The organism is Pararobbsia alpina, from assembly GCF_965118125.1.
In the GTDB taxonomy this organism is placed as follows: domain Bacteria; phylum Pseudomonadota; class Gammaproteobacteria; order Burkholderiales; family Burkholderiaceae; genus Pararobbsia; species Pararobbsia alpina_A.
On sequence record NZ_OZ221287.1, the window covers coordinates 1,253,049 to 1,276,562 of the forward strand.

Annotated in this window: 20 protein-coding genes, 1 tRNA gene and 1 pseudogene; 7 read left to right on the top strand and 15 right to left on the bottom strand. The window is 61.7% G+C overall.

What is annotated here, in order from left to right:
• Positions 1-41 precede the first annotated feature (41 nt).
• From ACMFWR_RS05385 to urtA, 8 genes and pseudogenes are all read right to left on the bottom strand, one after another.
• A complete protein-coding gene (locus ACMFWR_RS05385; RefSeq protein WP_413193982.1) occupies positions 42-1,055 on the bottom strand; it encodes an urease accessory protein UreD in 1,014 nt (337 codons plus the stop codon).
• A gap of 74 nt (positions 1,056-1,129) precedes the next feature.
• The gene (locus tag ACMFWR_RS05390) at positions 1,130-1,597 is read right to left on the bottom strand and encodes a helix-turn-helix domain-containing protein (protein ID WP_413193983.1); all 468 of its coding nucleotides are present in this window, start codon (positions 1,595-1,597) and stop codon (positions 1,130-1,132) included.
• Between the two features lie 5 nt (positions 1,598-1,602).
• A complete protein-coding gene (locus ACMFWR_RS05395; RefSeq protein ID WP_413193984.1) occupies positions 1,603-1,986 on the bottom strand; it encodes a type II toxin-antitoxin system RelE/ParE family toxin in 384 nt (127 codons plus the stop codon).
• A gap of 267 nt (positions 1,987-2,253) precedes the next feature.
• A complete protein-coding gene (urtE, locus tag ACMFWR_RS05400) occupies positions 2,254-2,949 on the bottom strand; it encodes an urea ABC transporter ATP-binding subunit UrtE (protein ID WP_413193985.1) in 696 nt (231 codons plus the stop codon).
• A gap of 95 nt (positions 2,950-3,044) precedes the next feature.
• Positions 3,045-3,845, bottom strand: a pseudogene (gene urtD / locus ACMFWR_RS05405) (urea ABC transporter ATP-binding protein UrtD); the annotation flags it as partial.
• Between the two features lie 77 nt (positions 3,846-3,922).
• Positions 3,923-5,170 carry an urea ABC transporter permease subunit UrtC gene (gene urtC, locus ACMFWR_RS05410; RefSeq protein ID WP_413193986.1) on the bottom strand — a complete coding sequence of 416 codons (1,248 nt, stop codon included), beginning with the start codon at positions 5,168-5,170 and terminating at the stop codon, positions 3,923-3,925.
• A 1-nt stretch (position 5,171) separates the two neighbouring features.
• On the bottom strand, positions 5,172-6,794 hold the full coding sequence (gene urtB, locus ACMFWR_RS05415) for an urea ABC transporter permease subunit UrtB (RefSeq protein ID WP_413193987.1): 1,623 nt from the start codon (positions 6,792-6,794) through the stop codon (positions 5,172-5,174).
• 252 nt (positions 6,795-7,046) lie between these two features.
• Positions 7,047-8,336 (bottom strand): urea ABC transporter substrate-binding protein, encoded by a 1,290-nt coding sequence (gene urtA, locus ACMFWR_RS05420; RefSeq protein ID WP_413194790.1) that lies wholly within the window; start codon positions 8,334-8,336, stop codon positions 7,047-7,049.
• Positions 8,337-8,747: 411 nt separating this feature from the next.
• On the opposite strand from urtA, the gene ACMFWR_RS05425 reads away from it, so the two are divergent.
• On the top strand, positions 8,748-10,073 hold the full coding sequence (locus ACMFWR_RS05425) for an aspartate aminotransferase family protein (RefSeq protein WP_413194791.1): 1,326 nt from the start codon (positions 8,748-8,750) through the stop codon (positions 10,071-10,073).
• Positions 10,074-10,346: 273 nt separating this feature from the next.
• Here ACMFWR_RS05425 and ACMFWR_RS05430 read toward each other — a convergent pair whose 3' ends face one another.
• Together ACMFWR_RS05430 and ACMFWR_RS05435 are read right to left on the bottom strand one after the other, a co-directional pair.
• Positions 10,347-10,682, bottom strand: coding sequence for a rhodanese-like domain-containing protein (locus tag ACMFWR_RS05430; protein ID WP_413193988.1), 336 nt, complete (start codon positions 10,680-10,682; stop codon positions 10,347-10,349).
• Between the two features lie 2 nt (positions 10,683-10,684).
• Positions 10,685-11,338 carry a protein-L-isoaspartate O-methyltransferase family protein gene (locus tag ACMFWR_RS05435; RefSeq protein WP_413193989.1) on the bottom strand — a complete coding sequence of 218 codons (654 nt, stop codon included), beginning with the start codon at positions 11,336-11,338 and terminating at the stop codon, positions 10,685-10,687.
• Between the two features lie 160 nt (positions 11,339-11,498).
• Between ACMFWR_RS05435 and ACMFWR_RS05440 the strand changes: the two genes are divergently transcribed.
• Together ACMFWR_RS05440 and ACMFWR_RS05445 are read left to right on the top strand one after the other, a co-directional pair.
• Complete coding sequence (locus tag ACMFWR_RS05440; RefSeq protein WP_413193990.1) at positions 11,499-12,140, top strand: DUF1439 domain-containing protein; 642 nt, start codon at positions 11,499-11,501, stop codon at positions 12,138-12,140.
• A 260-nt stretch (positions 12,141-12,400) separates the two neighbouring features.
• Positions 12,401-13,258: an undecaprenyl-diphosphate phosphatase gene (locus ACMFWR_RS05445; RefSeq protein ID WP_413193991.1), complete on the top strand. Its 858-nt coding sequence runs from the start codon at positions 12,401-12,403 to the stop codon at positions 13,256-13,258.
• A 140-nt stretch (positions 13,259-13,398) separates the two neighbouring features.
• Here the strand turns inward: ACMFWR_RS05445 and trmB are convergent, their stop codons facing one another.
• Positions 13,399-14,196 carry a tRNA (guanosine(46)-N7)-methyltransferase TrmB gene (trmB, locus tag ACMFWR_RS05450; protein WP_413193992.1) on the bottom strand — a complete coding sequence of 266 codons (798 nt, stop codon included), beginning with the start codon at positions 14,194-14,196 and terminating at the stop codon, positions 13,399-13,401.
• Between the two features lie 260 nt (positions 14,197-14,456).
• Here trmB and ACMFWR_RS05455 point away from each other — a divergent pair, with 260 nt between their 5' ends.
• On the top strand, positions 14,457-16,034 hold the full coding sequence (locus ACMFWR_RS05455; protein ID WP_413193993.1) for an amidase: 1,578 nt from the start codon (positions 14,457-14,459) through the stop codon (positions 16,032-16,034).
• Positions 16,035-16,195: 161 nt separating this feature from the next.
• On the opposite strand, the gene ACMFWR_RS05460 is transcribed toward ACMFWR_RS05455, so the two are convergent.
• Positions 16,196-16,573 (bottom strand): N-acetyltransferase family protein, encoded by a 378-nt coding sequence (locus ACMFWR_RS05460; protein WP_413193994.1) that lies wholly within the window; start codon positions 16,571-16,573, stop codon positions 16,196-16,198.
• A 379-nt stretch (positions 16,574-16,952) separates the two neighbouring features.
• Between ACMFWR_RS05460 and ACMFWR_RS05465 the strand changes: the two genes are divergently transcribed.
• Positions 16,953-18,209: a Fic family protein gene (locus ACMFWR_RS05465; RefSeq protein WP_413193995.1), complete on the top strand. Its 1,257-nt coding sequence runs from the start codon at positions 16,953-16,955 to the stop codon at positions 18,207-18,209.
• A 101-nt stretch (positions 18,210-18,310) separates the two neighbouring features.
• Here the strand turns inward: ACMFWR_RS05465 and ACMFWR_RS05470 are convergent.
• A tRNA-Gly gene (locus ACMFWR_RS05470) sits at positions 18,311-18,385 on the bottom strand.
• A gap of 255 nt (positions 18,386-18,640) precedes the next feature.
• Here ACMFWR_RS05470 and ACMFWR_RS05475 point away from each other — a divergent pair.
• Positions 18,641-19,081: a hypothetical protein gene (locus tag ACMFWR_RS05475; protein ID WP_413193996.1), complete on the top strand. Its 441-nt coding sequence runs from the start codon at positions 18,641-18,643 to the stop codon at positions 19,079-19,081.
• A 324-nt stretch (positions 19,082-19,405) separates the two neighbouring features.
• Entirely contained in the window at positions 19,406-20,524 is a 1,119-nt protein-coding gene (locus tag ACMFWR_RS05480; protein WP_413193997.1) for a glycosyltransferase family 4 protein, read from the top strand.
• A 21-nt stretch (positions 20,525-20,545) separates the two neighbouring features.
• Here the strand turns inward: ACMFWR_RS05480 and ACMFWR_RS05485 are convergent, their stop codons facing one another.
• Positions 20,546-22,294, bottom strand: a complete 1,749-nt coding sequence (locus ACMFWR_RS05485; protein WP_413193998.1) for a GMC family oxidoreductase — start codon at positions 22,292-22,294, stop codon at positions 20,546-20,548.
• Between the two features lie 17 nt (positions 22,295-22,311).
• Positions 22,312-23,463: an ABC transporter substrate-binding protein gene (locus ACMFWR_RS05490; protein ID WP_413193999.1), complete on the bottom strand. Its 1,152-nt coding sequence runs from the start codon at positions 23,461-23,463 to the stop codon at positions 22,312-22,314.
• Positions 23,464-23,514: the final 51 nt, after the last annotated feature.

The window sequence follows — 23,514 nt, forward strand, 5'->3', positions numbered from 1 at the left end:
TCGTGGTGCAGTCGGGCGAGCGACCCTGGCGCTCGCCCGAACTACGTTGACCAGATCCGCAGCGGCTGAGCGGCAACACCATGCACGATGGGGCGCAGCTTGAGCCAGCAATCGATGAGTGTCGATTGGAGCACTTCCATCGAATGTGCGACGACGCGAATGAGCATTACGTTACCCGGCAGGCATGTTGCACCGGCTTTGACGGCATCGTCGAACGGCAGTGAGGGCGCGATCGTTTCGGCAAGCTCTGGTGTGCAGGCGGGTCCCACGGCCCACATCGTGCCAAATGCCGGATAACCGGCGAGGGCCTGGGCCGCATCACGGAGCGGCGAAGCCGAATCGAACACGGCACGCTCGAACCAAAGCAGACGCCCATCGGCGCCTACGATGCGGGATTCGGCGCGAAGGGCCGCGTCAGTCCAGTGCTCTCCCGCCGCCTGACGCCCGAGCTGGGTGACGTCCCAGCCGAGCGCCGTGGCGCCATCGGCGACGGTCAGCGTGAAGTCGAGTGCGACATCGGCCTGATTGAAGATCAGATTGTTCTGAGGCAGCCAGTCGAGTTTCGCACCGGCGCCGAGCGTGATGGAGATCGCCTGACTCGCACGTCGCTGGTTTGCCTTGTACCACTTCGTTGCGCCGGGGGTGGTCAGCAGGGCATGCGCGCCTGCGCCTACATCGATATCGATCGACAGTGCGTCACCCCCCGCGACCCCGCCGGGCGGATGCACGATCACCGTATGACAGACCGACTCGCCTTCGGGATAGAGCGGCTTTTGCACGCGCAGCGGACCCTCGTGCTTGCGGTGTACGAGCGTGGTGCGGGTCTCGTGCCGCTCAAAGCCAAGAGCCAGTCGCCCGTGCCAACGTGAGTCGGCGAGTGAGGGGCGATTCTGTTCCGCGAATGTCGTCGAGTCACATTCGACGTGAGGTATTCCTATGCGATGGTTTGCTTCATCGCGTCGTATTTCGGCTACGATTTGTTTGGCCTTTGCCTCGGCAGCGGCGCGCCGCTCGGCCGGAATCACCGCGCGAAGCTCGCTATATTTTTGCCCCATCTTCTTCTCCCTAGTCTGCTTGCGAGACATCAGCCATCGTGTTGCCGAGCTGTCCAAGATGATCGTCAAACGCCCTATTCTTTGGCCTTCGGGTGTGCGATTGCTCTTGATGGTCGATCGACCTCGCATAGGGATGTCGACCGAGTCGACGGCGACCGTTTGGATTGGGTTACGGTCTTTGTCCGCTGCTTGGCAGGCTTTGGATTGGTGACGCGAGCCTTCTCGCGGCCCGCCGCTGCTAGGTTGTCAAAGGTGATCTTCGTGATCCCGTCCGGCAAAAGCGCATAAAGCAGAAGCTTTCCGCCCATTGCTTCGATGTAATTCCGAAGCGTCGACACATGCATGTCGGACCGCTGCTCGATCTTGGCAATGGCTGGCTGGTGCACGTCGAGCGCGTCAGCGATGTCTGATTGAGACAACCCACGACTCTGGCGCATGTTGGCTAGGTTCATCTCGGCGATGATTTCCTTAGCCAGCGCGTCAGTCGCCGCCAAACGCTCGGGGCTCATCTTCGCTTCGAGGTCGCTAAATTTACGAGTCATTCCCATCACCTCTTGTGTAACTTTACGCGCTCGCTTTTCTTGTCTTCAAGAGCAGCGAGATGTTCATCGTAGAGCCTATCCGCGGCCGGAACGGCTTTCTCATACCATCGATCGCCTTTCGATGTCTTGTCTCCCCCGAAGAGCAAGACCGCAACGCGACGCGGATCGAAGGCATACAGCACTCTGAAGGGATGCCCTCGATGTTTGATGCGTAGTTCCCGCATTCGACCGTGCCTTGATGAGCGGATCTGCGATGAGTACGGGTCGCCGAGCTTTGTGCCTAACTCTCTGAGCAGCTTCGCGACCAAACGGACGGAATCTTGCGCATCGTGGTCGAGCGAATTCCACCACTGCTCAAATGCCTCTGTGTGTTCGACGTCAGTTGCCATCTTAGGGTCATCCGAAATATTCCGTCAAGGGAATGATCTTCGCGACCCAAAACTCAGAAGGAATGCGTTACGCGCATGGAAATTCAGAGTCGCGAAATGGACCCTGATCGTAGAAATTTAAGGCACGGTTGTATGTGAGACAGGAGCGCGGGCGGCGTGAGAACGCGGCTCTGCGCGCGTAGGATGTTGGAGCAAGATGTCAGGATGACGGTGCGTTCGTGTCGGAATAATCCTCACTGAGTGCACCACCGATTCAGCTTTTTGGCATCACACGGCGATCAATTCTCGCACGCCGGCACTGTCCATCTCACTACCCGCACCCCCCGCGACGATTTCGCCGCGGCTCATGACCCAGTATTGGTCGGCGAGCTCGCGTGCGAAATCGTAGTACTGCTCGACGAGCAACACCGTGAGCCCGTCTTCGTCGACGAGGCGGCGCAAGGTGTGGCCAATGTCTCGGATGATCGAAGGTTGAATGCCTTCAGTCGGCTCATCGAGAATCAGCAACTGCGGATCGCTCATCAACGCGCGGCCGATGGCCAGCTGCTGTTGCTGACCACCCGACAGGTCACCACCTCGCCGCGCACGCATGTCCTTGAGCACAGGGAACAACTCATAGATCCGCTCCGGCACGCTCTTTACGCGCTTGGGCAGGCTCGCAGCCCCGACGATCAGGTTCTCTTCGACAGTCAGGCGCGGGAAGATATCGCGTCCCTGTGGCACGTAGGCCAGGCCTTTCGAAACACGTGCGTAAGGCGGCAGACCACCCAGTGCCTGCTCGCGCCATTTGACCTGACCGGTCTTCGTCGGCACGACGCCCATCAGGCAGCGCAACAGCGTGGTCTTGCCGACGCCGTTGCGGCCGAGCAGCACGGTGAGCTTGCCGTCGGGCGCGGTCATCGTCACGTTGCGCAGAATGTGACTGCCGCCGTAGTACTGGTTCAACGCATCGATCTGTAGCATGTCTTACATTCCTTCTTGTCGGGATCGTACTGCGTGCGATAAGCAAGTGGCACGTCAAGTGTCCGCTGGGCACGCACCCTCATGTCGAGCGTGGCTTATCGTCCGAGGTACGACTCGATCACCGTTTCGTTGCGCTTGACTGCGTCGAGCGTACCTTCGGCGAGCACACTTCCTTCGGCCATGACGGTGACTCGACCGGTCTCACCCGCGAGCGCTGCGACGAACTCCATATCGTGCTCGACAACCATCATCGAACACGACCCACGCAAGCGATTGAGCAGGTCGGCAAGCTGCATGGTTTCGTCATCCGTCATGCCGGCAGCGGGCTCGTCGAGCAAGAGCAACTGAGGCCGCTGCATCAACAGCATGCCGATCTCGAGACGCTGCTTCTGTCCATGCGAAAGTTCGCCCGCAAGACGATAGGCTTCGGATTCGAGATGCAGTAGCGATAGCGTGTTCTCGATGCGTTCACGTGCATCGCCAGTCAGACGCGCGCGCAGCGACGACAGCCAGCCGCGACTGTCTTCATGCGGCAGACGCATCGCAAGTTCGAGGTTCTCCCACACAGGATGCTGCTCGAACACGGTCGGCTTCTGAAACTTGCGACCGATGCCGCTCATCGCGATCTCGGGTTCGCTGAGTCGAGTGAGGTCGGTGGTCTGCCCGAGAAAGGCGGAACCCGTATCGAGCTTCGTCTTGCCCGTGATGACGTCCATCATGGTCGTCTTGCCGGCGCCGTTGGGTCCGATCACGCAACGCAATTCACCGGTGTCGATCGACAACGTGAGCTTGTTCAGCGCACGAAAGCCGTCGAAGCTTACGGTCACATCCTCGAGATAGAGGATCGGACCGTGCGAGGTGTCGATCTTTGTCGGATCGACGACGTGGCCGAGGCCAGTCAGCGTCGCTGCGGTGCTGCCCTGCAGTGCGTCGTCGAGCGTCGCGTCAAATGAGTCTTCGCGCGGTTTGAGTGTCATTGTTCACCTCGCTTGCGCGCGAGCAACGCGGGAATGCCCATGATGCCGCGCGGCAGCAGCAGTGGCACGAGCACAAAGATCAGGCCCAGGAAGAACAGCCAGTACTCAGGGAAGTTCGCCGTAAAGAAGCTCTTTGCGCCGTTGACCGCGAACGCGCCGATGATCGGCCCGATCAGGGTGCCGCGACCGCCGACAGCGACCCAGATCGCCATTTCAATCGAATTGCCCGGCGACATTTCCGATGGATTGATGATGCCGACTTGCGGCACGTAGAGTGCGCCGGCAATGCCGCACAACACTGCGGAGAACGTCCAGATCGCCAGTTTGTACGCAAGCGGGCTGTAGCCGAGGAACATCAGGCGCGATTCGCCGTCGCGGATCGCCGTGACCACACGTCCGAGCTTCGACGATACGATCGCACGCCCCGCGATAAAGGTCAGCACGAGCACTGCGAACGTCAGCAGGAACAACGTCGTACGCGTGCCCGGATGCGTGATCGGTGCGCCCAGGATGCGCTTGAAGTCCGTGAAGCCGTTGTTGCCGCCGAAGCCCGTCTCGTTACGGAAGAACAGCAGCATCGCCGCGAATGTCATGGCCTGCGTAATGATCGACAGATACACGCCTTTGACGCGCGAACGGAACGCGAAGAACCCAAACACCCACGCGATGATGGCCGGTACGAAGATCACGAGCGCGAGCGCCCACCAGAAATGCTGCGTGCCTTCCCAGTACCAGGGCAGCTTGTGCCAGTCGAGGAACACCATGAAGTCGGGCAAGTCGCTCCCGTACTTGCCCTCGTGGCCGATCTCTCGCATCAGATACATGCCCATCGCGTAGCCACCGAGCGCGAAGAACAGGCTATGACCGAGGCTCAGAATGCCGCAATAGCCCCAGACGAGGTCGAGCGCCATCGCCCCGATCGCGTAGCACATGAGCTTTCCGATCAGCGTGAGCGAATACGCTGAGAGATGCGTCGGACTGGTCTCAGGCACGACCAGAGAAAGCAGCGGCACGCCAATGCCCACGACGAGCACGATCGCGATCAGCAAACTCCAGCCGGCTTTGCCGAGCAGGGGTTGCCGTTCGGGCAGCGCGAGGCGAAACGGCATGCCCGGGGTCGCACCATGAGCACCACTGGCGGGAATCATCGGCTGGCGCTGCGCATCGGCACCGGCGGACGGCGTCACGGTTGACGCCGATGCAGGCGCCGCGGTGTTGCCCGCGCCTTGTGTCACCGTTGTCATATCAGACCTCCGCACTGCGGCCCTTCAGGGCAAACATCCCCTGCGGCCGCTTTTGAATGAACAGCACGATCAGCACGAGCACCGCGATTTTCGCGAGCACCGCGCCCCAGAACGGTTCGATGAGCTTGCTGATCACGCCGAGACCGAATGCACCAATCACGGTGCCGGCCAGCTGACCGACGCCTCCGAGCACCACCGCCATAAACGAGTCGATGATGTAGTTCTGCCCCAGGTCGGGGCCGACATTGCCGATCTGCGCGAGGGCACAGCCGCCGAGGCCGGCGATGCCTGCACCGAAGGCGAACGCATAGCTGTCGACCAGTGCGGTCTTCACGCCGACGCACGCTGCCATGCGCCGGTTCTGCGTCACGGCGCGCACGAACAGGCCCAGACGGGTCTTGTTGAGCACGGCCCATGCGATGGCAATCACGGCGACGGAGAACAACAGGATCACGATGCGGTTGTACGGCAGGATCACGTCCTGCATGATCGTCACGCCGCCGCTCATCCACGACGGGTTCGAAACCTGAACGTTTTGCGCACCGAACAGCATGCGCACGGCTTGAATCAGGATCAGGCTGACGCCGAACGTTGTCAGCAAGGTCTCAAGCGGGCGACCGTAGAGATGTCGCAACACCAGGCGCTCGAGCGCGATGCCGACGACACCGGCGGCGATAAAGGCAGCAGGCACCGCAAAGAGCGGATACCAGTCGATCATGGACGGCGAGTAGCGTGCGATAACGGTCTGCGTTGCATATGTTGCATAAGCGCCGATCATCAGGAATTCGCCGTGCGCCATATTGATCACGCCGATCAGGCCATAGGTGATTGCGAGGCCGAGGGCGGCAAGCAACAGCACGCTGCCGAGGCTCACACCGGCGAATACCGTGCCGATCAATTGGCCGCGCATGCGGATCGTCGCCAGCGCATCGAGCCCGGCCTGCGCGGCGGCGCGCACTTGCGCATCGGGTTCGGCGAAGGTGCCGTCGGGTTTCTTCGCAACGATCGGTAACAGCAGCTCGTTCATTTCCAGATCGTGACGGGCGGCCACGAGCTGCACGGCTTCAAGGCGTTTGGCGGCGTCAGGATTGTGCAGCGCTGTCATCGCCCATAGCGTGTCGAGCTTGTGCTTGAGTCCGGCATCCGTCTCCTTGGCGCGCGCGGCATCGATCAGCGGCTTGAACGATTCGTTCGGTTCCTTGAGCAGCGCGTTGATGGCTTGTCGACGAACTTCGATGTCGGGTGAGTTCAGCTGCAGCGCTGACAAAGAGCCTGCGACGCGCGCACGCAGCAGGTTGTTCAGCGTGACGGGCTGGGGGTTGTCGGCTTTGACGGGTTGACCCGTAACCGGGTCCTTGTATGCGTCGCCATCCATGATGACGACGTCGCCCGCGTCGGTCGCGGCCACGCTGTCTTCGGACAGTGCTTTGAGCACGGCGAGCGAAGGCGCGTCGTTGTTCGAAATGAGTTTGTCGATCGCCGCGGACTTCGCGTCGAAGTCATCGCCGCCAAGCGGCTTGACGTCATCGGCGCTCAGGGCAGAGGCGAGCGGACTCAGCGCCATGCCTGTGAGTAACACAAGCGCGGAGAGTGCGTTCAGCAGGGAAGAAGTTAAACGAGGCATGGTGTCAGCGCTCGGTAGTGCGGCGGGTAGTGCAGCTAAGAAATGCAGCTCGGAAATGCAGCTCAGGAATGCGGCTCCCAAGCTTCAATCGTCCGTCGTCCGGGTATCGCCTGAGCATGGCGACGGGATACGCGCAATGCTCCGGTCATGACGGGCTTCGAGGAACGCTTCGCGCAGCCCCGCGCGAGTCGAGGCTGCGCCACGCGCGCGGTCCTTTGAAGGCCCGCGCCCGATCCTCCATCGAAGCGTTCGTTATGCGACGCTGACGTGAGCCGGCGTGGCCGAAGCGACCGTATCAGGCTTCTTCTCGTCGCCCGGGATGTACTGGCTCCACGGCTGTGCACGCACGGCCGTCTTGGTACGCCACACGACATTGAACTGACCGTCCGCACGCACTTCGCCGATCATCACGGGCTTGTGCAGGTGGTGATTGCCGTCCATCTCGAGCTTGAAGCCGCTCGGTGCATCGAACGTCTGGCCGATCATCGCGGTGCGAACCTTGTCGACGTCGGTGCTTTGCGCCTTCTCGACAGCCTGCTTCCACATATGGATGCCGACGAAGGTGGCTTCCATCGGATCGTTCGTCACGCGCTTGTCGCCGCCGGGCAGGTTGTTCTTCTTGACCCATTCGGCAAACATCGCCTTGAACTTCGTGTTCTCGGGGTTCTTGAGCGACATGAAGTAGTTCCATGCCGCGAGGTTGCCCACGAGCGGCTTCGTGTCGATGCCGCGCAGTTCCTCTTCGCCAACCGAGAAGGCGACGACCGGAACGTCGGTGGCCTTGAGGCCCGCGTTGCCGAGTTCCTTGTAGAAGGGCACGTTCGAGTCGCCATTGACCGTCGAGATCACGCAGGTCTTGCCGCCTTGCGAGAACGTCTTGATGTTGGCAACGATGGTTTGATAGTCGCTATGACCGAACGGCGTGTAGACCTCTTGAATATCGGCTTCCTTGACGCCCTTCGAGACCAGGAACGCGCGCAGGATCTTGTTCGTCGTGCGCGGATAGACATAGTCCGTGCCGAGCAGGAAGAAGCGCTTGGCGCCACCGCCTTCCGCGCTCATCAGGTATTCCGTCGCCGGGATGGCTTGCTGGTTCGGTGCTGCACCCGTGTAGAACACGTTGCGCGACATTTCCTCGCCTTCGTACTGCACGGGGTAGAACAGCAGGCCGTTGAGTTCTTCGAACACCGGCAGCACCGACTTGCGCGACACCGACGTCCAGCAGCCGAACACGCAGGCGACCTTGTCCTGCGTGAGCAATTGGCGCGACTTTTCGGCGAACAGCGGCCAGTTCGAAGCCGGGTCGACGACGACCGGCTCGATCGGGCGGCCCATCACGCCGCCCGCAGCGTTGATCTGGGCGAACGTCATGAGTGCCGTGTCCTTCAGCGACGTCTCGGAGATGGCCATGGTGCCCGACAGCGAGTGGAGCACACCGACCTTGATCGGCTCCTTGTCGGCCGCAAACGCGAGCGGGGTCTTGCCGGCGAGGGCAGCAGCACCGGCGAGCGAGCCGAGCTTGAGAAGATTGCGTCTGTTCATCATCGTCCCTTCTTGTAGTCCAGGTGAGTGGCGTGTGCGGTGGTGTTACTGGGTGAAGCGGGCGCACGTTGATGCAGATGTCTTGCGCGGCGGTTAATGCAAGGGGTGTGCCATTCGCGTGTCACGCAGTAGCGGCGCGGGTTGTATGCAAGTTGGTATGAGTCGCTACGAGGCGTGCGTGGCCTGTCGGGCCGGACTTGGTGCGGTACTTGCACGGTGATGGTGCGACGCGGAACTCACCGTCGCAGGGACGATGCGCGCACGTGGTGCGCAGAATTCTTTCGAGTCTTTCAGTACAGTTATGCAACGGACGCCACTACAGTTTTGTGCTGAACACGACAAATGCTGCTGTCTGTATTGGTCGACAGTGAATAGACTCACGGTGACTATCGAAGGAGACTCCCTATGAATATGCGCGAAGCGGGTAGTGCGGTCGACTTGTCGGCCTTCTGGATGCCGTTCACCAACAACCGCCAGTTCAAGGAGGCACCGCGCCTGCTTGTCTCGGCCAAAGGCATGTACTACCGCACGGATGACGGCCGCGAGATTCTCGACGGCACGGCGGGCCTCTGGTGCGTGAATGCGGGCCATTGCCGTACGGAGATCGTGGAGGCGGTCAAGGCGCAGGTCGAGCAGATGGAATTCGCGCCGACATTCCAGATGGGGCACCCGAAAGCGTTCGAGGCTGCGACGCGGATCGCGGCGCACACGCCGGGCGATCTCAAGAAGATCTTCTTTGCAAACTCGGGTTCAGAGGCGGTGGACTCGGCGCTCAAGATCGCGCTGGCGTATCACCGTGCGCGTGGCGAAGGCCAGCGCACGCGGTTCATCGGGCGCGAGCGTGGATATCACGGCGTGGGCTTTGGCGGCATTTCGGTGGGCGGCCTCGGGCCGAACCGCAAGGCGTACTCGGGCCAGCTGCTGCCGTCGGTCGATCATCTGCCGCAGACCTTCAATCTGAAGGAGCAGGCATTCTCGAAGGGCCAGCCGGCCTGGGGCGCGCATCTGGCGGACGATCTTGAGCGTCGTGTCGCCCTGCATGATGCGTCGACGATTGCCGCGGTCATCGTCGAGCCGCTCGCGGGCTCGGCGGGTGTGCTGGTGCCGCCGCAAGGTTATCTGCAGCGTCTGCGCGAGATCTGCGACAAGCACGGCATCCTGCTGATTTTCGACGAAGTTATCACGGGCTGGGGCCGTCTCGGTGCGCCGTTCGCTTCGCAATTCTTCGGCGTGACGCCCGACCTGATCACGATGGCCAAGGGCACGAACAATGCCACGGTGCCGATGGGTGCGGTCGCGGTCAAGCAAAGCATTCACGACGCGATCGTCGACGGCGCTGCCGCTGGCATCGAGTTTTTCCACGGCTATACGTATTCGGGCCATCCGCTTGCCGCTGCCGCGGCCGTCGCGACCATGGATGTGTATGAGAACGAAAAGCTGTTCGAGCGCGCGGCAAAGATGGCGCCGCACTTCGAGAAGGCCATTCACGCGCTGCGCGATGCGCCGCACGTGCTCGATATCCGCAACCTGGGCCTGGTCGGCGGCATCGAGCTGAAGCCACGCGACGGCAAGCCGGGCGCGCGCGGTTTCGATGTGTTCCTCAAGTGCTTCCAGAAGGGCGTGCTCGTGCGCTGCACGGGCGACATCCTGGCGTTCTCGCCGCCGCTGATCGTCGACGAACAGCAGATCGATCATCTGTTCGGCACGGTGGCTGAGGCGCTCAAGGAAACGGCTTGATGGCGGGGCGTGCGGACGTCGGTGTCTGACGTCTGCATGCCGGATGGCGCTGGCGCAGATACGGTGACGGCGGCGCTGCGGTTACCACTCTGCAGTGTTCGCCGGCTCGCGTGCATTCGGGTGACAAGGCGACCGGGTCGTCCGCTCGTGGGAAACAAAAAAGGCGCTTCGTTTCGACGAAGCGCCTTTTTTATTGCATGAAGCCTTCTTGCGAATCTGTTTAGCGATTCGTGAGAAACGCGGTGCGCGCGTCGCCGCGTGCACCGGCCATTCTCAATACGTCTTCATCTCCGGGTCGATCTGACGCGCCCAGCCGTCGACACCCGTTTGCAGGTTGTAGACGTTCTTGAAACCGCGCGACTCGAGGAACATCGCGGCCTGCGCGCTGCGTCCGCCGTGGTGGCAGATGCAGACGATCGGTGCGTCTTCGTCGAGCTCGCCGGTGCGCGCCGGAATCTCGCGCAGCGGGATCGTGACCGAACCGGTGATCTTCGCGAGTTCGAGTTCCCACGGTTCGCGCACGTCGAGCAACACGGGCTCTTTGCGTGCGGCACTGCTTTCAGCTTCGGCCAGCCATTCGGCGAGCCCTTGCGGCGAAATCTGTTGCATGGTCAGAACTTGAATTGCGGCGGCTGGACCGCGTTGATCAGCGGCTCGACATACGTTTCGAACACGTCGTCGATCTTGTACTCGGTTTCGCCGACGCGCGTGATGATCTGCGCCTTCTGAACGGGCAGCACGCCGACGAACGCAGCGAGGCGGCCACCGACCTTCAGTTGGCCCAGCAGATCCTGCGGCAGCACCGGCAGACCGCCAGAAACGACGATCACGTCGAACGGCGCGCCGTTGGACCAGCCGCGTGCGGCATCGCCCTCGACGACTTCCACGTTCGTCACGCCATTTTGCGAAACGTTCTCACGCGACAGCGCGACGAGTTCCGGCTTGATATCGACGGCAAGCACGTGGCGGCCGCGGTGTGCGAGCAGCGCGGACATGTAGCCCGAGCCGGCACCGATTTCAAGCACGGATTCGTGCTTCTTGATGCCGAGTTCCTGCAGAATGCGGGCCTCGAGGCGCGGCTGGAGCATCTTCTGGCCAGCGGGCAGCGGAATCTCGAGGTCGGCGAACGCGAGGTTCTTGTAGGCGGCAGGCACGAAATTTTCGCGCTTGACGATCGACAACAGGTTCAGCACATCCTGGTCCAGCACGTCCCACGGCCGGATTTGCTGTTCGATCATGTTGAAGCGCGCTTGTTCGGTGTTCATGATGATGGCTGAAGTGAAATCGCAGAAGGATCGGGCGAGATTGTAGCAAATCGCGCATGGCCAGTCGGAACAGTGGGTGCAACTATTGCTTGACGGCCCGGTCGTACCCGCAGGCCGCTTGCTGTAGGCTGCTCCCCTGTACTGATGTCTGGAGTGTAGTTTGACGCCACGAAGAATCCAGTTAAGCGATGATGACCACGCGCTGGCTCGCCGCCGTTTCCTGCTTGGCACGCTGACCGGCGCGGCCGCGGTGCTTGCCGCAGGCGTTGTGCCTGGCGCCGGGCTTCGCCTGGCCGTCGCCTCGCCGATGTTTCCGTTCATCCCCGACCACTACACGTTTTCGCGTGATCAGGTGTACGGCGCCGTGGCGCGCAAGTTTCCGTATCACCGCGCGCTCGCGCAGGTGTTCGACCTCGCGCTGACCAACCCGGCCATCGGGTTCGAGCCCGACGCGAATCGTGTCGCGGTCAGCGCCAACGTTGCGCTGACGAGCCCGTTCCTGAATCAGCCGGTCAACGGTTCGTTGACGTTGAACACGCAACTGGCTTACGACGCGCCGACCCTGTCGGTGCAGCTCAAGGATCCTCAGGTTGAACGCAGTGAGTTTGACGCGTCGGCCGAGCAGTACAAACAGCAGATCGATGCCGCGCTCGCCGTGGCCGCGCAGCAGTTGCTCAATAACTATCCGATCTATACGTTCAAGCCGGATCAGCTGACGTTCGCAGGGGCGCAGTTCGAGCCCGGCACGATCACGGTGCTCAAGAACGGCATCAAGGTCGAGATCGTGCAGCGTACGCAGTAGGTTTTCTGCGCGTGCGAAGCTTGCAGGTGTGATTGAAGCACGCAGGCGAGCCACGCTGATTGATCGGGGCAGGCGTTGTGCAGACGCTCAGACCGCGAAGCTTGGCTGTTGCCTGAGGCGACGTGTTGCTTGATGCGACGTGTTGCTTCGACGCGGCCTGCTTGCGACTCAGCAAGGCTTAAGCCATCTCCCTGCATTGTTCGGTGCGTAAGCCTTCCCGGCGATCCACAAACCTTGTCTCAACTTCACAGGACGACTTCATGTTGCTGCCCGAGCAGGCCACCGCATTGATCCTCGGCGTTGTCGAAGGACTGACCGAATTTATTCCGGTGTCGAGCACCGGGCATCTGATCGTCGTGGGTAATCTGCTCGGCATGCAGGGCGACGCGGCCAATCTTTTCGATATCGTGATCCAGCTCGGCGCCATTCTCGCCGTGTGCTGGGAGTTCCGCCGCAAGCTGATCGGTACGGTGCTCGACTTGCCGTCACACACCGAGGCGCGCCGGTTCGTCGCCAATGTCGTGCTCGCTTGCATACCGGCGGGGCTGCTTGGCTTGCTGTTCGGCAAGGCCATCAAGGCGCATCTGTTTGCGCCAGTGCCTGTCGCGATTGCGTTGTTTGTCGGCGGGCTCGTGATCCTGCTGGTTGAGCATCGCAACCGCCGCGTGGCGCGGCAGAGGGAGGCCGACAATCTTGTGGGGTCGGGCGCGCGCGTGATTTCGCTCAATCAGATGAGCGCGGTCGATGCGATCAAGGTGGGCGTTGCACAGTGCTTCGCGTTGATTCCCGGGACATCGCGCTCTGGTGCGACGATCATCGGCGGCATGCTGTTTGGCCTTGATCGCAAGGTCGCAACCGAGTTCTCGTTCTACGTTGCGATCCCGCTGCTGTTCGCGGCAACGCTCTACGAATTGCTCAAGGCGCGTGCAGGACTCACGGGTGACTCCGCGGCCGTGCTCGCCATCGGACTGATTGCGGCTTTTGTCAGCGGACTGATCTGCGTAAGGTGGCTCATGCGCTTCGTGTCGTCGCACGATTTCCGCGCGTTCGCCTGGTATCGGATCGCGTTCGGCGGCGTCATTCTCGCGACGGCGTATGCGGGCGTGGTCGAGTGGTAAGCGTCGACCGGTCGCGTTTTCAGCCGAGTGTATGCGGCCAAGCGTGGCTCAGGTGCGATTGGCTGTGTGTGTGATGGGTAGCGGGGTATGTCTGCTCGACGGGCGTTACCTGAACGCCCGTGAACGGGAGCTGCGGGGTCTTATACCTTCTTGAACAGCAGATCCCACACGCCATGACCGAGCTTGAGACCGCGGCGTTCGAACTTGGTCACCGGACGGTAGTCGGGGCGTGGCGCGTAGTCGGAGGCCGTGTTCTTGAGCGACGGATCGGCCGACAGCACTTCGAGCATTTGCTCGGCGTAGTTCTCCCAGTCCGTCGCGAGGTGGATATAGCCGCCGGCCTTGACGCGTGAGGCGAGCGTTGCGACGAACGCCGGTTGAATCAGCCGGCGCTTGTGATGGCGCGCCTTGTGCCACGGATCCGGGAAATAGATATGCACGCCGTCGAGACTGTTCTCGGGCAGCATCTGTTCGATCACTTCGACGGCGTCGTGCTGGATGATCCGGATATTGGTGAGCTGCTGTTCTTCGATCAGCTTGAGCAGGGCGCCGACGCCAGGCTCATGCACCTCGATTCCCAGAAAATCGTCGCCAGGACGCCGCGCGGCGATCTCGGCCGTCGTCGCGCCCATGCCGAAGCCGATTTCGAGCACGCGCGGGGCGATGCGGCCAAACGTCTTTTCCCAGTCGAGCGGCTGACCGTCGAACGGCAGCACAAAGCGCGGGCCGAGTTCATCGAGTGCGCGACGTTGACCCGTCGATACGCGTCCTGCGCGCGTGACGAAGCTGCGAATGCGGCGGCGGAACTGCTCCGGGACTTCGCTGCCGGGTGCGTTCGCTCCGGTTTCTTGCGATTCGGACGAACTCTGGCCGGCTTCGGTCTGTGCGTTGTCTTGGGGCTTGGCGTTCTCGGGGGTGTCGGGCGTATCGGGATGCATCTGAAGCGCGTTGAAGTCAGGCGGAATGGGGCGGATTATACCGGGCGGCCAATCGGCTGGAGATCGGCAGGACGTTAGCGACGACGCGTCCTGGCCAGCCAGTGCAGTTAGGGCGCCATTTGCGCGTCAAGGCGAATGCTATCGACGTTCGGGTTCTTAGTGAGGCTTGCGCTGGCGCGGCGGTCCGTCTCTTCGCTGTCGCGCGATCTATTGTCGAGGTATGCTCGCGCAACTTTAAATACTGGCCCTGTGTGGACGCTATGCAGCGACGTCGTTTCTTTGCTTCGATGGGTGTGATTGCTTCGATGGTGTCGTCGCGCAGCGCGTTGTCGGCGTCGCCTGCTGCGTCGGCCTCAGCGGCCACTGAGCCGGTGGTCGGAACACCGACCGCGTCCACGAGCGCGACCGAAGCGCTTCAGTACTACCTCAAGCGGATTGCGGACATCGATCGCGCCGGGCCGCAGGTTCGCAGCATGCTCGAACTGAATCCTGACGCGATGTCGATTGCCGGCACGCTCGATGCCGAGCGCAAGGCCGGAAAGGTTCGAGGGCCGCTGCATGGGGTAACCGTGGCGATCAAGGGCAACATCGCGACGGGCGATCGGATGGCAACGAACGCAGGCTCGCTCGCGCTCGACAAAATCAGCGCGAAGCGCGATTCGTTTCTGGTTCAGCGTCTGCGCGAGGCCGGCGCAGTGATCGTCGGCAAGACCAACCTGTCGGAGTGGGCCAATATCCGTTCGACACGTTCGACGAGTGGCTGGAGCGGTGTCGGTGGCCTGACACGCAACCCCTATGCGCTCGACCGCACGACAAGCGGTTCGAGTTCAGGGTCGGCAGCTGCCGTTGCGGCCGGGCTGACCGCGATGGCGATTGGCACGGAGACCGACGGGTCGATTACTTCCCCGGCTTCGATCAACGGGCTGGTCGGCCTGAAGCCGACCGTCGGACGCGTGAGTCGTGACGGCATCATTCCGATTTCGCGCACGCAAGACACAGCGGGCCCCATCGTACGCACCGTGCGCGATGCGGCGGTGCTGATGTCGGTGATTTCGGCGAAGGATGCGAACGACTCGGCGACCCATGACGCACCGTTGCCCACTGATTACCTTGCCGCACTCGATGCGAACGCGTTGCGTGGCGCGCGGATCGGTGTCGCGCGCAACTACTTTTCAGGGCATGACGAAGTCGATGCACAGATCGAGCGAGCGATCGCGCAACTGAAAGCGCTCGGTGCCGACGTGGTCGACCCGGTCGACTTGCCGAAGATCACGTACGACAACGAAGAGCTGGCTGTCATGCTGCACGAGTTCAAGCATGATTTGGCTGTGTGGCTCGACACGTTCGCACCCCATGCCAGGGTCCGCAATCTGGCGGACGTCATCGCGTTCAACGACGCGCATCGCACCACCGAGATGCCTTACTTCGGACAAGAGCTATTTCTGCAGGCGCAGGCGTTGGGCGGGCTCGATAGCGACGTCTATGTGAAGGCACTCGCTACGTGTCGCACAGCGTCGCGCGATGAGGGCCTCGACAAAGTCATGGCCGACAACCACCTCGACGCAATCGTCGCACCGACAGGCGGCACCGCCTGGCTCACCGACTTCATCAACGGCGACAGCGGCGGCGGGGGTTTTTCGACACCCGCGGCGGTGGCGGGCTACCCGCACCTGACCGTACCCGCCGGCCTCGTCCGCGGCTTGCCCGTCGGCCTGTCATTCGTCGGCCCCGCATGGAGCGAAGCCCGCTTGCTCGGTTTCGGCTATGCGTTCGAACAGGCCACGCAGTGGCGACAAGAGCCAAAGTTCATGGAGCGCACAAGCGTGCCGGTAGTTTAGGCGTGAAAGGCCACGTGCTCGCGTCGTGGTCGCAGTGAGCGTGCTTCCGAATGAGCAATGCAGATCGTTTATGCCCGAACGATCTGCCGGGACGGCGCAAGTCGTAGCTCAATTGCGACGATCGTAGCCTTTTTGGCTACGTTTTGTGGCCGTCGAGTGCGTTAGCCCGTCAGAGCGATGGCGTAACGGATTTCGCTCAGCTCCGCTTCGCCGAGCTTGAAAGTCTTTTGCGATGCTTGCTCGGCGGCAAGGCCCATGCGTTCGTAGAACAGGCGGGCGGCTGTGTTTTCGCTGAGCACCCACAGTGAAGCGTGGGTGTAGCCGGCGGTAGCCAGGGCCGTCAGCGCTTCGCGCGTCAGACGCGATCCGATGCCTTGTCGGCGAACAGAGGGTTCGAGATAGATCGCCTGGATTTCGCCCCACCCCGCGCCATTGTCTTTGTCTCTCGAGGCCGAGGTAGCGACCCACCCGACAACCCGGTCGTGCTCGATGGCGACTGTCGTTGTGAGTTTCGTTGCGTCCTGCAGCGGATTGGACAAGACCTCGCTCCAGTACGCGTGCCGCTTCTCGATAGAAAGCGACGCTAGGTACGCATCAGGGACAAGGCCTCGATACGCTGCTTGCCACGCGCGAACATGTATCGACGCGATATCGAATGCATCCGCCGCAGTTGCACTTCGCAGTGTGATCTCGCGCGTTACGGATGAAAGATCCGACTGAGCCATGGGACATGTCCGATAGGGGATACGGCACGATACCTTCGGACCTTCTGCTTCATCAAGTCGGTGGGTCGAATCTGCTAGCGCCTCAGTCTTTGCACAAACCGATCAAGACCGCTTGCGCGACCTCAAAGACGCTCCCCAAAAGCGTTTCTGCCAGCTAACGTCGCTGGTCTGGAAATACTTTTGAGGCGCGAAAATGGATGCGACAACAGATCTCCTCGCAACGTCCGATGCCGAGGCATCAACATACGGCAGCCCAACTACCTCTTTAGAGGGCGGTGAGCGTGGGCGCTCCGGTGCAGCTTATGACCTTTACTCACGCTTTGTGCAACCGGTATGGCTCGCCGAGCAGCCACGTTCGCCGTGGCAAGGTGATAGCGCTGTGTTACGCGAGCACCTCGCCAGACCATTGTTGACGCGTAAGCGTGTGAGCTATCAACGAGAGTTCGTCGACAACTACATACCCAACTACAGCAGCTTGTTGCCGGCGTCCCTTGCCGAGGAGCTGATGTCGCTCGGCACGATGAAAGGACAGCAACCCGCTGGGACGTACGCACGGAAAGTACTCGAACCGTTGTTGATCGATCTCTCCTGGTCGTCGTCGCGTCTCGAAGGCAACAGCTATACGTTGCCTGGCACGAAAGAGCTGTTCGAGAGCCGCCGGCGCGGCGATGACCTTGACTCGATCATGCTGCTGAACCACAAAGACGCCATCGAGTTCCTGGTCGAAAGCGTGCCGATGCACGGACTGACGACGATGCTGGCGCGCAATTTGCACCACGTGCTGATGGACGGGTTGTTGGAGAACACGGCGGCTTTGGGCTGCATACGCCAGCAAGTTGTTAGCATCAGCCATTCGACATATGTGCCGACACATATTCCTTCGCTGCTCGAGGAGATGTTCGGACACATTGTGGCAAAGGCCGGCGCAATCAAAAATCCGGTTGAAGCCGCATTCTTTTTGCTGGTCAACATCGCGTATCTGCAGGCATTCGAAGACGGAAACAAACGGACGAGTCGTCTGGCGGCAAACATACCGTTGATGCTGTACAACGCTGCACCGTTGTCCTTTCTCGAAGTCGATGCGAACGAATACGCGCTCGCCATGATCGGTGTCTACGAATGCCGCGACGTGTCGCTGGCCGTCGAATTGTTCGAGGACGCCTATCGCCGTTCCATCGGAAAATATTCTGCCGCGCTGAAAAGCTGGCGGCCGGACCCCGTGCGAGAGCGTTTTCGAGAAGATTTGAAGTTTGCAGTGAGAAGCGTTGTCGCGGACGCGCGGACTTTTGATCAGGCTGTTGACGCGCTCAAGCTTTCCCCGGAGGACGCGGCATTGTTCCGCCCGATGTTTGCCGAGGCGATACACATGCTCGACGTCTACAAAGCGACTCGCTATTGGTTGCGTTCGGTGGACGTCGAGCGGTGGATCAATGCAGGGCGGCCCCAGTAATTCCTCGGTGCCCGTCACGGCAGTGCGAAGCTGCGCACTGTCCGGGAAAGGTCTTAAACCTTTGATCTGGAATTGCCCGGAGACGGCTGGGAACAGAAGACTGGAGCGGGCGATGGGAGTCGAACCCACGTCTCTAGCTTGGGAAGCTAGGGTAATAGCCGTTATACGACGCCCGCGCAGTCGGCGATTCTACGCGGGTTTTCTGTTTTGACGCAATCGGCCGGACATTCGGGCGACCCGAAGGCAAGCGCAGACAGGCCCACGCGCGAATGAGGCGCGGGTGAATTTGTGCGACCGCAGCGCTGCCGTTATCTGGGATTCTTCGATTTGTTTTTTTCCTCACGCCTTTAATTCTCATGATGATTGAGGCATGATTCTCCCGGGATTGAGACCACCTACCCATAAAAAGTAAAAGGCGCACAGGAAACGTCATGAATATGGCAGACGATGAGATTCAGGCGATCGACGCAATCGCGAGACTCGTTGGACGTGATGTCTTGTTTATCTCTTTCGAGAAGGTGATCCAGGAAGGACACAGGATTACCCTGCAGGCGCTCGAACGCGATGACTGGCGCAGCCTCCCGCAGCGCCGGCAACTCGTCGATTGGCTCGAGGCCAATGACATTCCCTGGAAGTCGTGCCGCTCGTTTAGTGAATCGGGCGACGACGGCACCTATCGCGGCCAGATTTATGTCGATATCCATCGCGACGACAGCGATCCGCGCCTCGCTTTGCTCAAGCGTTTCCTCTCCCATTCGGATGGCACGATGCGCATGCCGGGCACCGCGCTCTGCTACACGACATACGAACAGGCTGTCGCTACGTCGCGCGACGCGGATCCCGACTTCCTCGACGACGCTCAGTGGTTTTAACGCGTCTTCGCTCGCCCTGGTTCCTGCAGCGCCGACCGACGCGAGTCGGATAACCCGGGGCGATGTTCTCGATGGCCGGTGTCACCCCGCCATTGAGAACAAAGCGATTTCCCGAGCAATTTCTCTCAAACACTCCCAAAGCCCGGCAGTTCTTGCCGGCTCGCGCGCGAAACGCGAACGACTTACCAGCGTTTGACCCTCAGTCAGCGCGCGCCACCGCACAGTCCCGGCAGGGATAACCCCATAGCATGGATAGACGGCGAAATGCCGGCGGTTTCCCCATGGGCGGGGCACCTCCGCGTCGGCCGATGGTTCGGAGAATCCATGAGAATTGTTCACCTCGCCAATCACGTCGAGCGAATCGGTAACGGAATCGTCAACGTGATGGTCGATCTGGCGTGCACGCAAGCTGACGCGGGCCACGAAGTCGTGGTCGCGTCGTCGGGCGGCAGCTTTGAGCCGCTTCTGGCGCAGCATGGCGTGCGCCATGTCCTGCTCGATCAATCGCGGGATCCCCTCAAAATGCCGAAGATGGTCCGGGGCCTGAATCGCCTGCTGCGCGAGTTCGACCCGGACGTCGTCCACGCCCACATGATGACGGGCACGATGATCGCGCGCTTCGGCACGTGGCGGCGACGCTTCGCGCTCGTCACGACCGTGCATAACGAATTCCAGCGCAGCGCGAGCCTGATGCGGTTCGGTGATCGCGTCGTCGCCGTGACCAAAGCGGTCGAGATGGCGATGATCCGGCGCGGCGTTCCCGCAGGGCGCATGTGCACGGTCCTCAACGGCACGCTCGGCACGCCGCGCCTCGAGAGTTCTGCCGACGTGGCGGCGCAGGCTTTGCCTGCCGTCAGCCGTCCTTCGATCGTGACGATCGCGGGCTTGTATGAACGCAAGGGCATTCAGGACCTGGTACGCGCGTTTGCGCAGCTCGGTACGGCACACGCCGATGCCTCGCTCTACATCGTCGGCGGGGGACCGGACAGAGATGCGCTGGCGGCCCTCGCGAAGGAGCTTCAAGTCGGGGAGCGCGTGCACTTTACGGGCTTCGTGCCCAACCCCTCGCCGTGGCTCGCGCAGACGGATGTGTTCGTGCTGGCGTCACACAGAGAGCCTGCCGGGCTCGTGCTTTCTGAGGCACGCGAGGCCGGATGCGCGATCGTGGCGACGAATGTCGACGGCATTCCGGAAATGCTGGACCACGGCCGAGCGGGGTTGCTGGTTCCCGCCCGCGCTCCGGAGAAGCTTGCCGAAGCGATCGGCTCGTTGCTCGCGAACGATGCACTGCGCAATGACTACGCGCAACGCGGGCGCGAGGACATCGAGAAGTTTTCGGTGCGACGTGTGACCGACGAGTACATGGCGGTCTATGCCGACGCGCTCAACTCGTTTCGCCAGAAATATCGGCGGCGTGCGCGGCCCGTGCTTGAATCAAGCTGAGCCTGGCACGCCCCGACCTTCTTAATGCGCGGGTACTGCGCTGCCCGATTCCGTTACGCCAGCCCGCGCTTCTTCCTTGATCAGATCGGCGATCCGCTCGGTCAGCATCAGCGTCGGCATATTGGTGTTGGCGCGCGGAATCGTCGGCATGATCGACGAATCGCAGACCCGCAATCCCGGCACGCCGCGCACGCGACCCGCACCGTCGGTCACGGCCATCGGGTCGTCGGCTGCGCCCATGCGGCAGGTGCCCGACGCATGCCACACGCCGGCAACGCCGTTGCCGACGAACTCGCTGAGCTTGGCATCGTCGGCGAGCAGATCCTCGATACGCAACCCGAGCGTGATGACGGTATGGATCAACGCGTCGACCTTCGAGCCCGCGTGATCGAGCATGGCGCCAAACGTATTCATCTGGATCGTGTTGAACGTGCCGGGCGCGGACACCTTGCGCACGCGTTCCGAATAGCTCGTCGGAAAGACCGGGCCCCGCACGCCGTCGAGCGATGGATGCCGAAGGATATCGGCGGCGCGACGGAAGCCGTCCTTGAGCCGGTCGAAATCGCGCGGATCGGACAGCAGCTTGAAATCCACCTCGGGCTCGACGCGATAGTCAGCCGAGCGCAGCTTGACGCTGCCGCGCGAATACGACTTGTTGACCCAGATCAATAGCGTGCCCATCCGTTGTCCGACCGCATGCCACGCGGTGCGGCCGATCATCGCGACGTGCATGTCACCCGGCGGTGCGTTGCCGATGTTCGATGAATAGCGCAACAGTGCCTGATCGTGGTGCTCGCTGAGGTCCTTGATCCGCGACTCCGGCGGAAGGTACGTGGACACGGCGATCAACGGATGTTCCATCAGATTGGCGCCGACACCCGGCAGGTCGGCGTTGACCTGGATGCCCAGCTTTGCCAGATCGGCGGCCGGCCCGATACCGCTACGCATGAGCAACGCGCTCGAATGGATCCCGCCGCAACAGACGATCGTCTGCCGCGCCTGAAGCGTCTGCGGTGTCGCGCCTCCTGAACCTGCCGGAACGATCGTCGCACCCGTGACGCGGGCGCCTTCGAAGCGCAGCACGTCGACTTCGGTGTCCGTCAGGATCTTCAGGTTCGGGCGCTGCCTGACCTCGGGTGTCAGATACGCGATAGAGGCAGGAATGCGTTCGCCGTTGTCCGTCGTCGCAATGACCGCGGGAAACACGCCATCCTGCCATTCGCCGTTCTGGTCCTCACGCGCGGGGTAACCGCGCTCGACGAGGGAGCGGCAGACCGCGGCAATGAACGGCGAGGTGCGTTCAGGGTGATGGCGCCGTACGGTGATCGGACCCGTACGGCCGTGATACGCGTTGTCGAAGTCGCAGTCGCGCTCGAGCTTGCGGAAATACTGGAGCGCGATATCGCCGCTCCAGCCCTGCGCGCCCATCTCAGCCCATTCGTCGTAGTCTCCGGGTGCCCCCCGGTTGGCGACCATCGCGTTGATCGCGGAGCCGCCGCCGAGCACACGTCCCTGTTCGTAACGACGCTGGGTACGGTTCGGCGCTTGCGTCGGCGCGCCGCTGACGGTCACGTTGAGGTCGGTCCAGACGTTGTTCGCGTCGAGATAGGCGAGCCCAGGATACCGCGTGCGGATATTGTCGGGCAACGCATCCGCGCGCAGATCGCGCCCGGCTTCGACGAGCACGACCTGCTTGTCCGCGTCTTCAGAGAGCCGGGCGGCAAGCGCACAACCTGCTGTGCCGCCCCCGAGAATCAGATAGTCGATCATCGCGTCTCCTGCTTACTTTACTTGCCGCCCCATCGTTGGGGATAGCCGGGCATCTTGTCGCAGCCACACGTAGCGTAGTGCAACGGCGGCATTTTGTCGTTGACGTATTGCGCGAGATTCTTGTCGGTGATGACGGGCTGCGGCAGCGTCCAGACCGGGCCCGGCACCGACTCGCCCTTGACGATCGACAGTGCGGCGATCAAGGCCGTGCGCCATTGGTAGGCCGGATACGTCGGTGCGATGCCCTTGAAGCCTTCCTTCTTCCACGCCTGCAGATAGTCTTCCTGGTCTTCACCCGTGATGACCGGATAGGGCTGGCCTGCGTCTTCGAACGCTTCGGCGACGGCAACGGACATGGCACCGAAGTCGACCCATACGGCGTCGATCTTGCCGACGCGGCTCAGGTAGTCGGCCACCACCGCCTTGCTCTTTGCGCGGTCAGCCCCCGTAAATTCGACGCCGATTGGCTGGATGCCTGCTTGTTCGAAGACGCGTTTGGCGGCTGACCATCGCGTCTCGAACACGTCGATGCCCGGTGCGGTGCGCAGGACGAGCACCTTGCCACCCTTGGGGATATTCGCCGCAACATACTTCGCGCCGACCATGCCCCATGCGTAACCGCCGATCGTACGCACGGCAGTCACCGGGCAGTTCGTATCGACAAAGCGGTCGAACGTCACGACAGGCAGCTTCTTGCAGGCTTCCTCGACAACCGGTGTCAGCGCGGCGGTCGTGTTGGGTGACACGATCAGCACGTCGCACTTGCCGCTGTTGACGAACGAGCGGATATCAGAGATCTGCTTGTCGTCCTTGCCCTGGGCGTCGGCGTAGTCGAAGCTCGCGATGTCGCTCTTGTGAAGATCGCGCTCGGCCTGCATCGTGTTCCATCCGACCACGCGCCACGGGTTGTTCGTGCTCGCGTTGGAGAAGCACACGTGATACGGGCCGGCCTTCTTGTATTTCGCCGTATCGACCATGCCGTCGCCGATATGCTGGATCCAGGGCTGATCCGCCGGGCCTTTGGGTGTTTCGGTCATCATCTTGGCTTCGGCGTCGTATTCCTTTTGATCGTCAAATTCCGCAGCCTGCGCGGCAAGCGAATGCGTGATGACGAAGGCGGCTGCGACGGCGCCTTGCACGACCAGTTTGAACCATGTCGGGAACTTCATTGTCTCCTCCGGTTTGACTTCGTTGTCTGCGTCGATCGCGCGTGAAAGGGT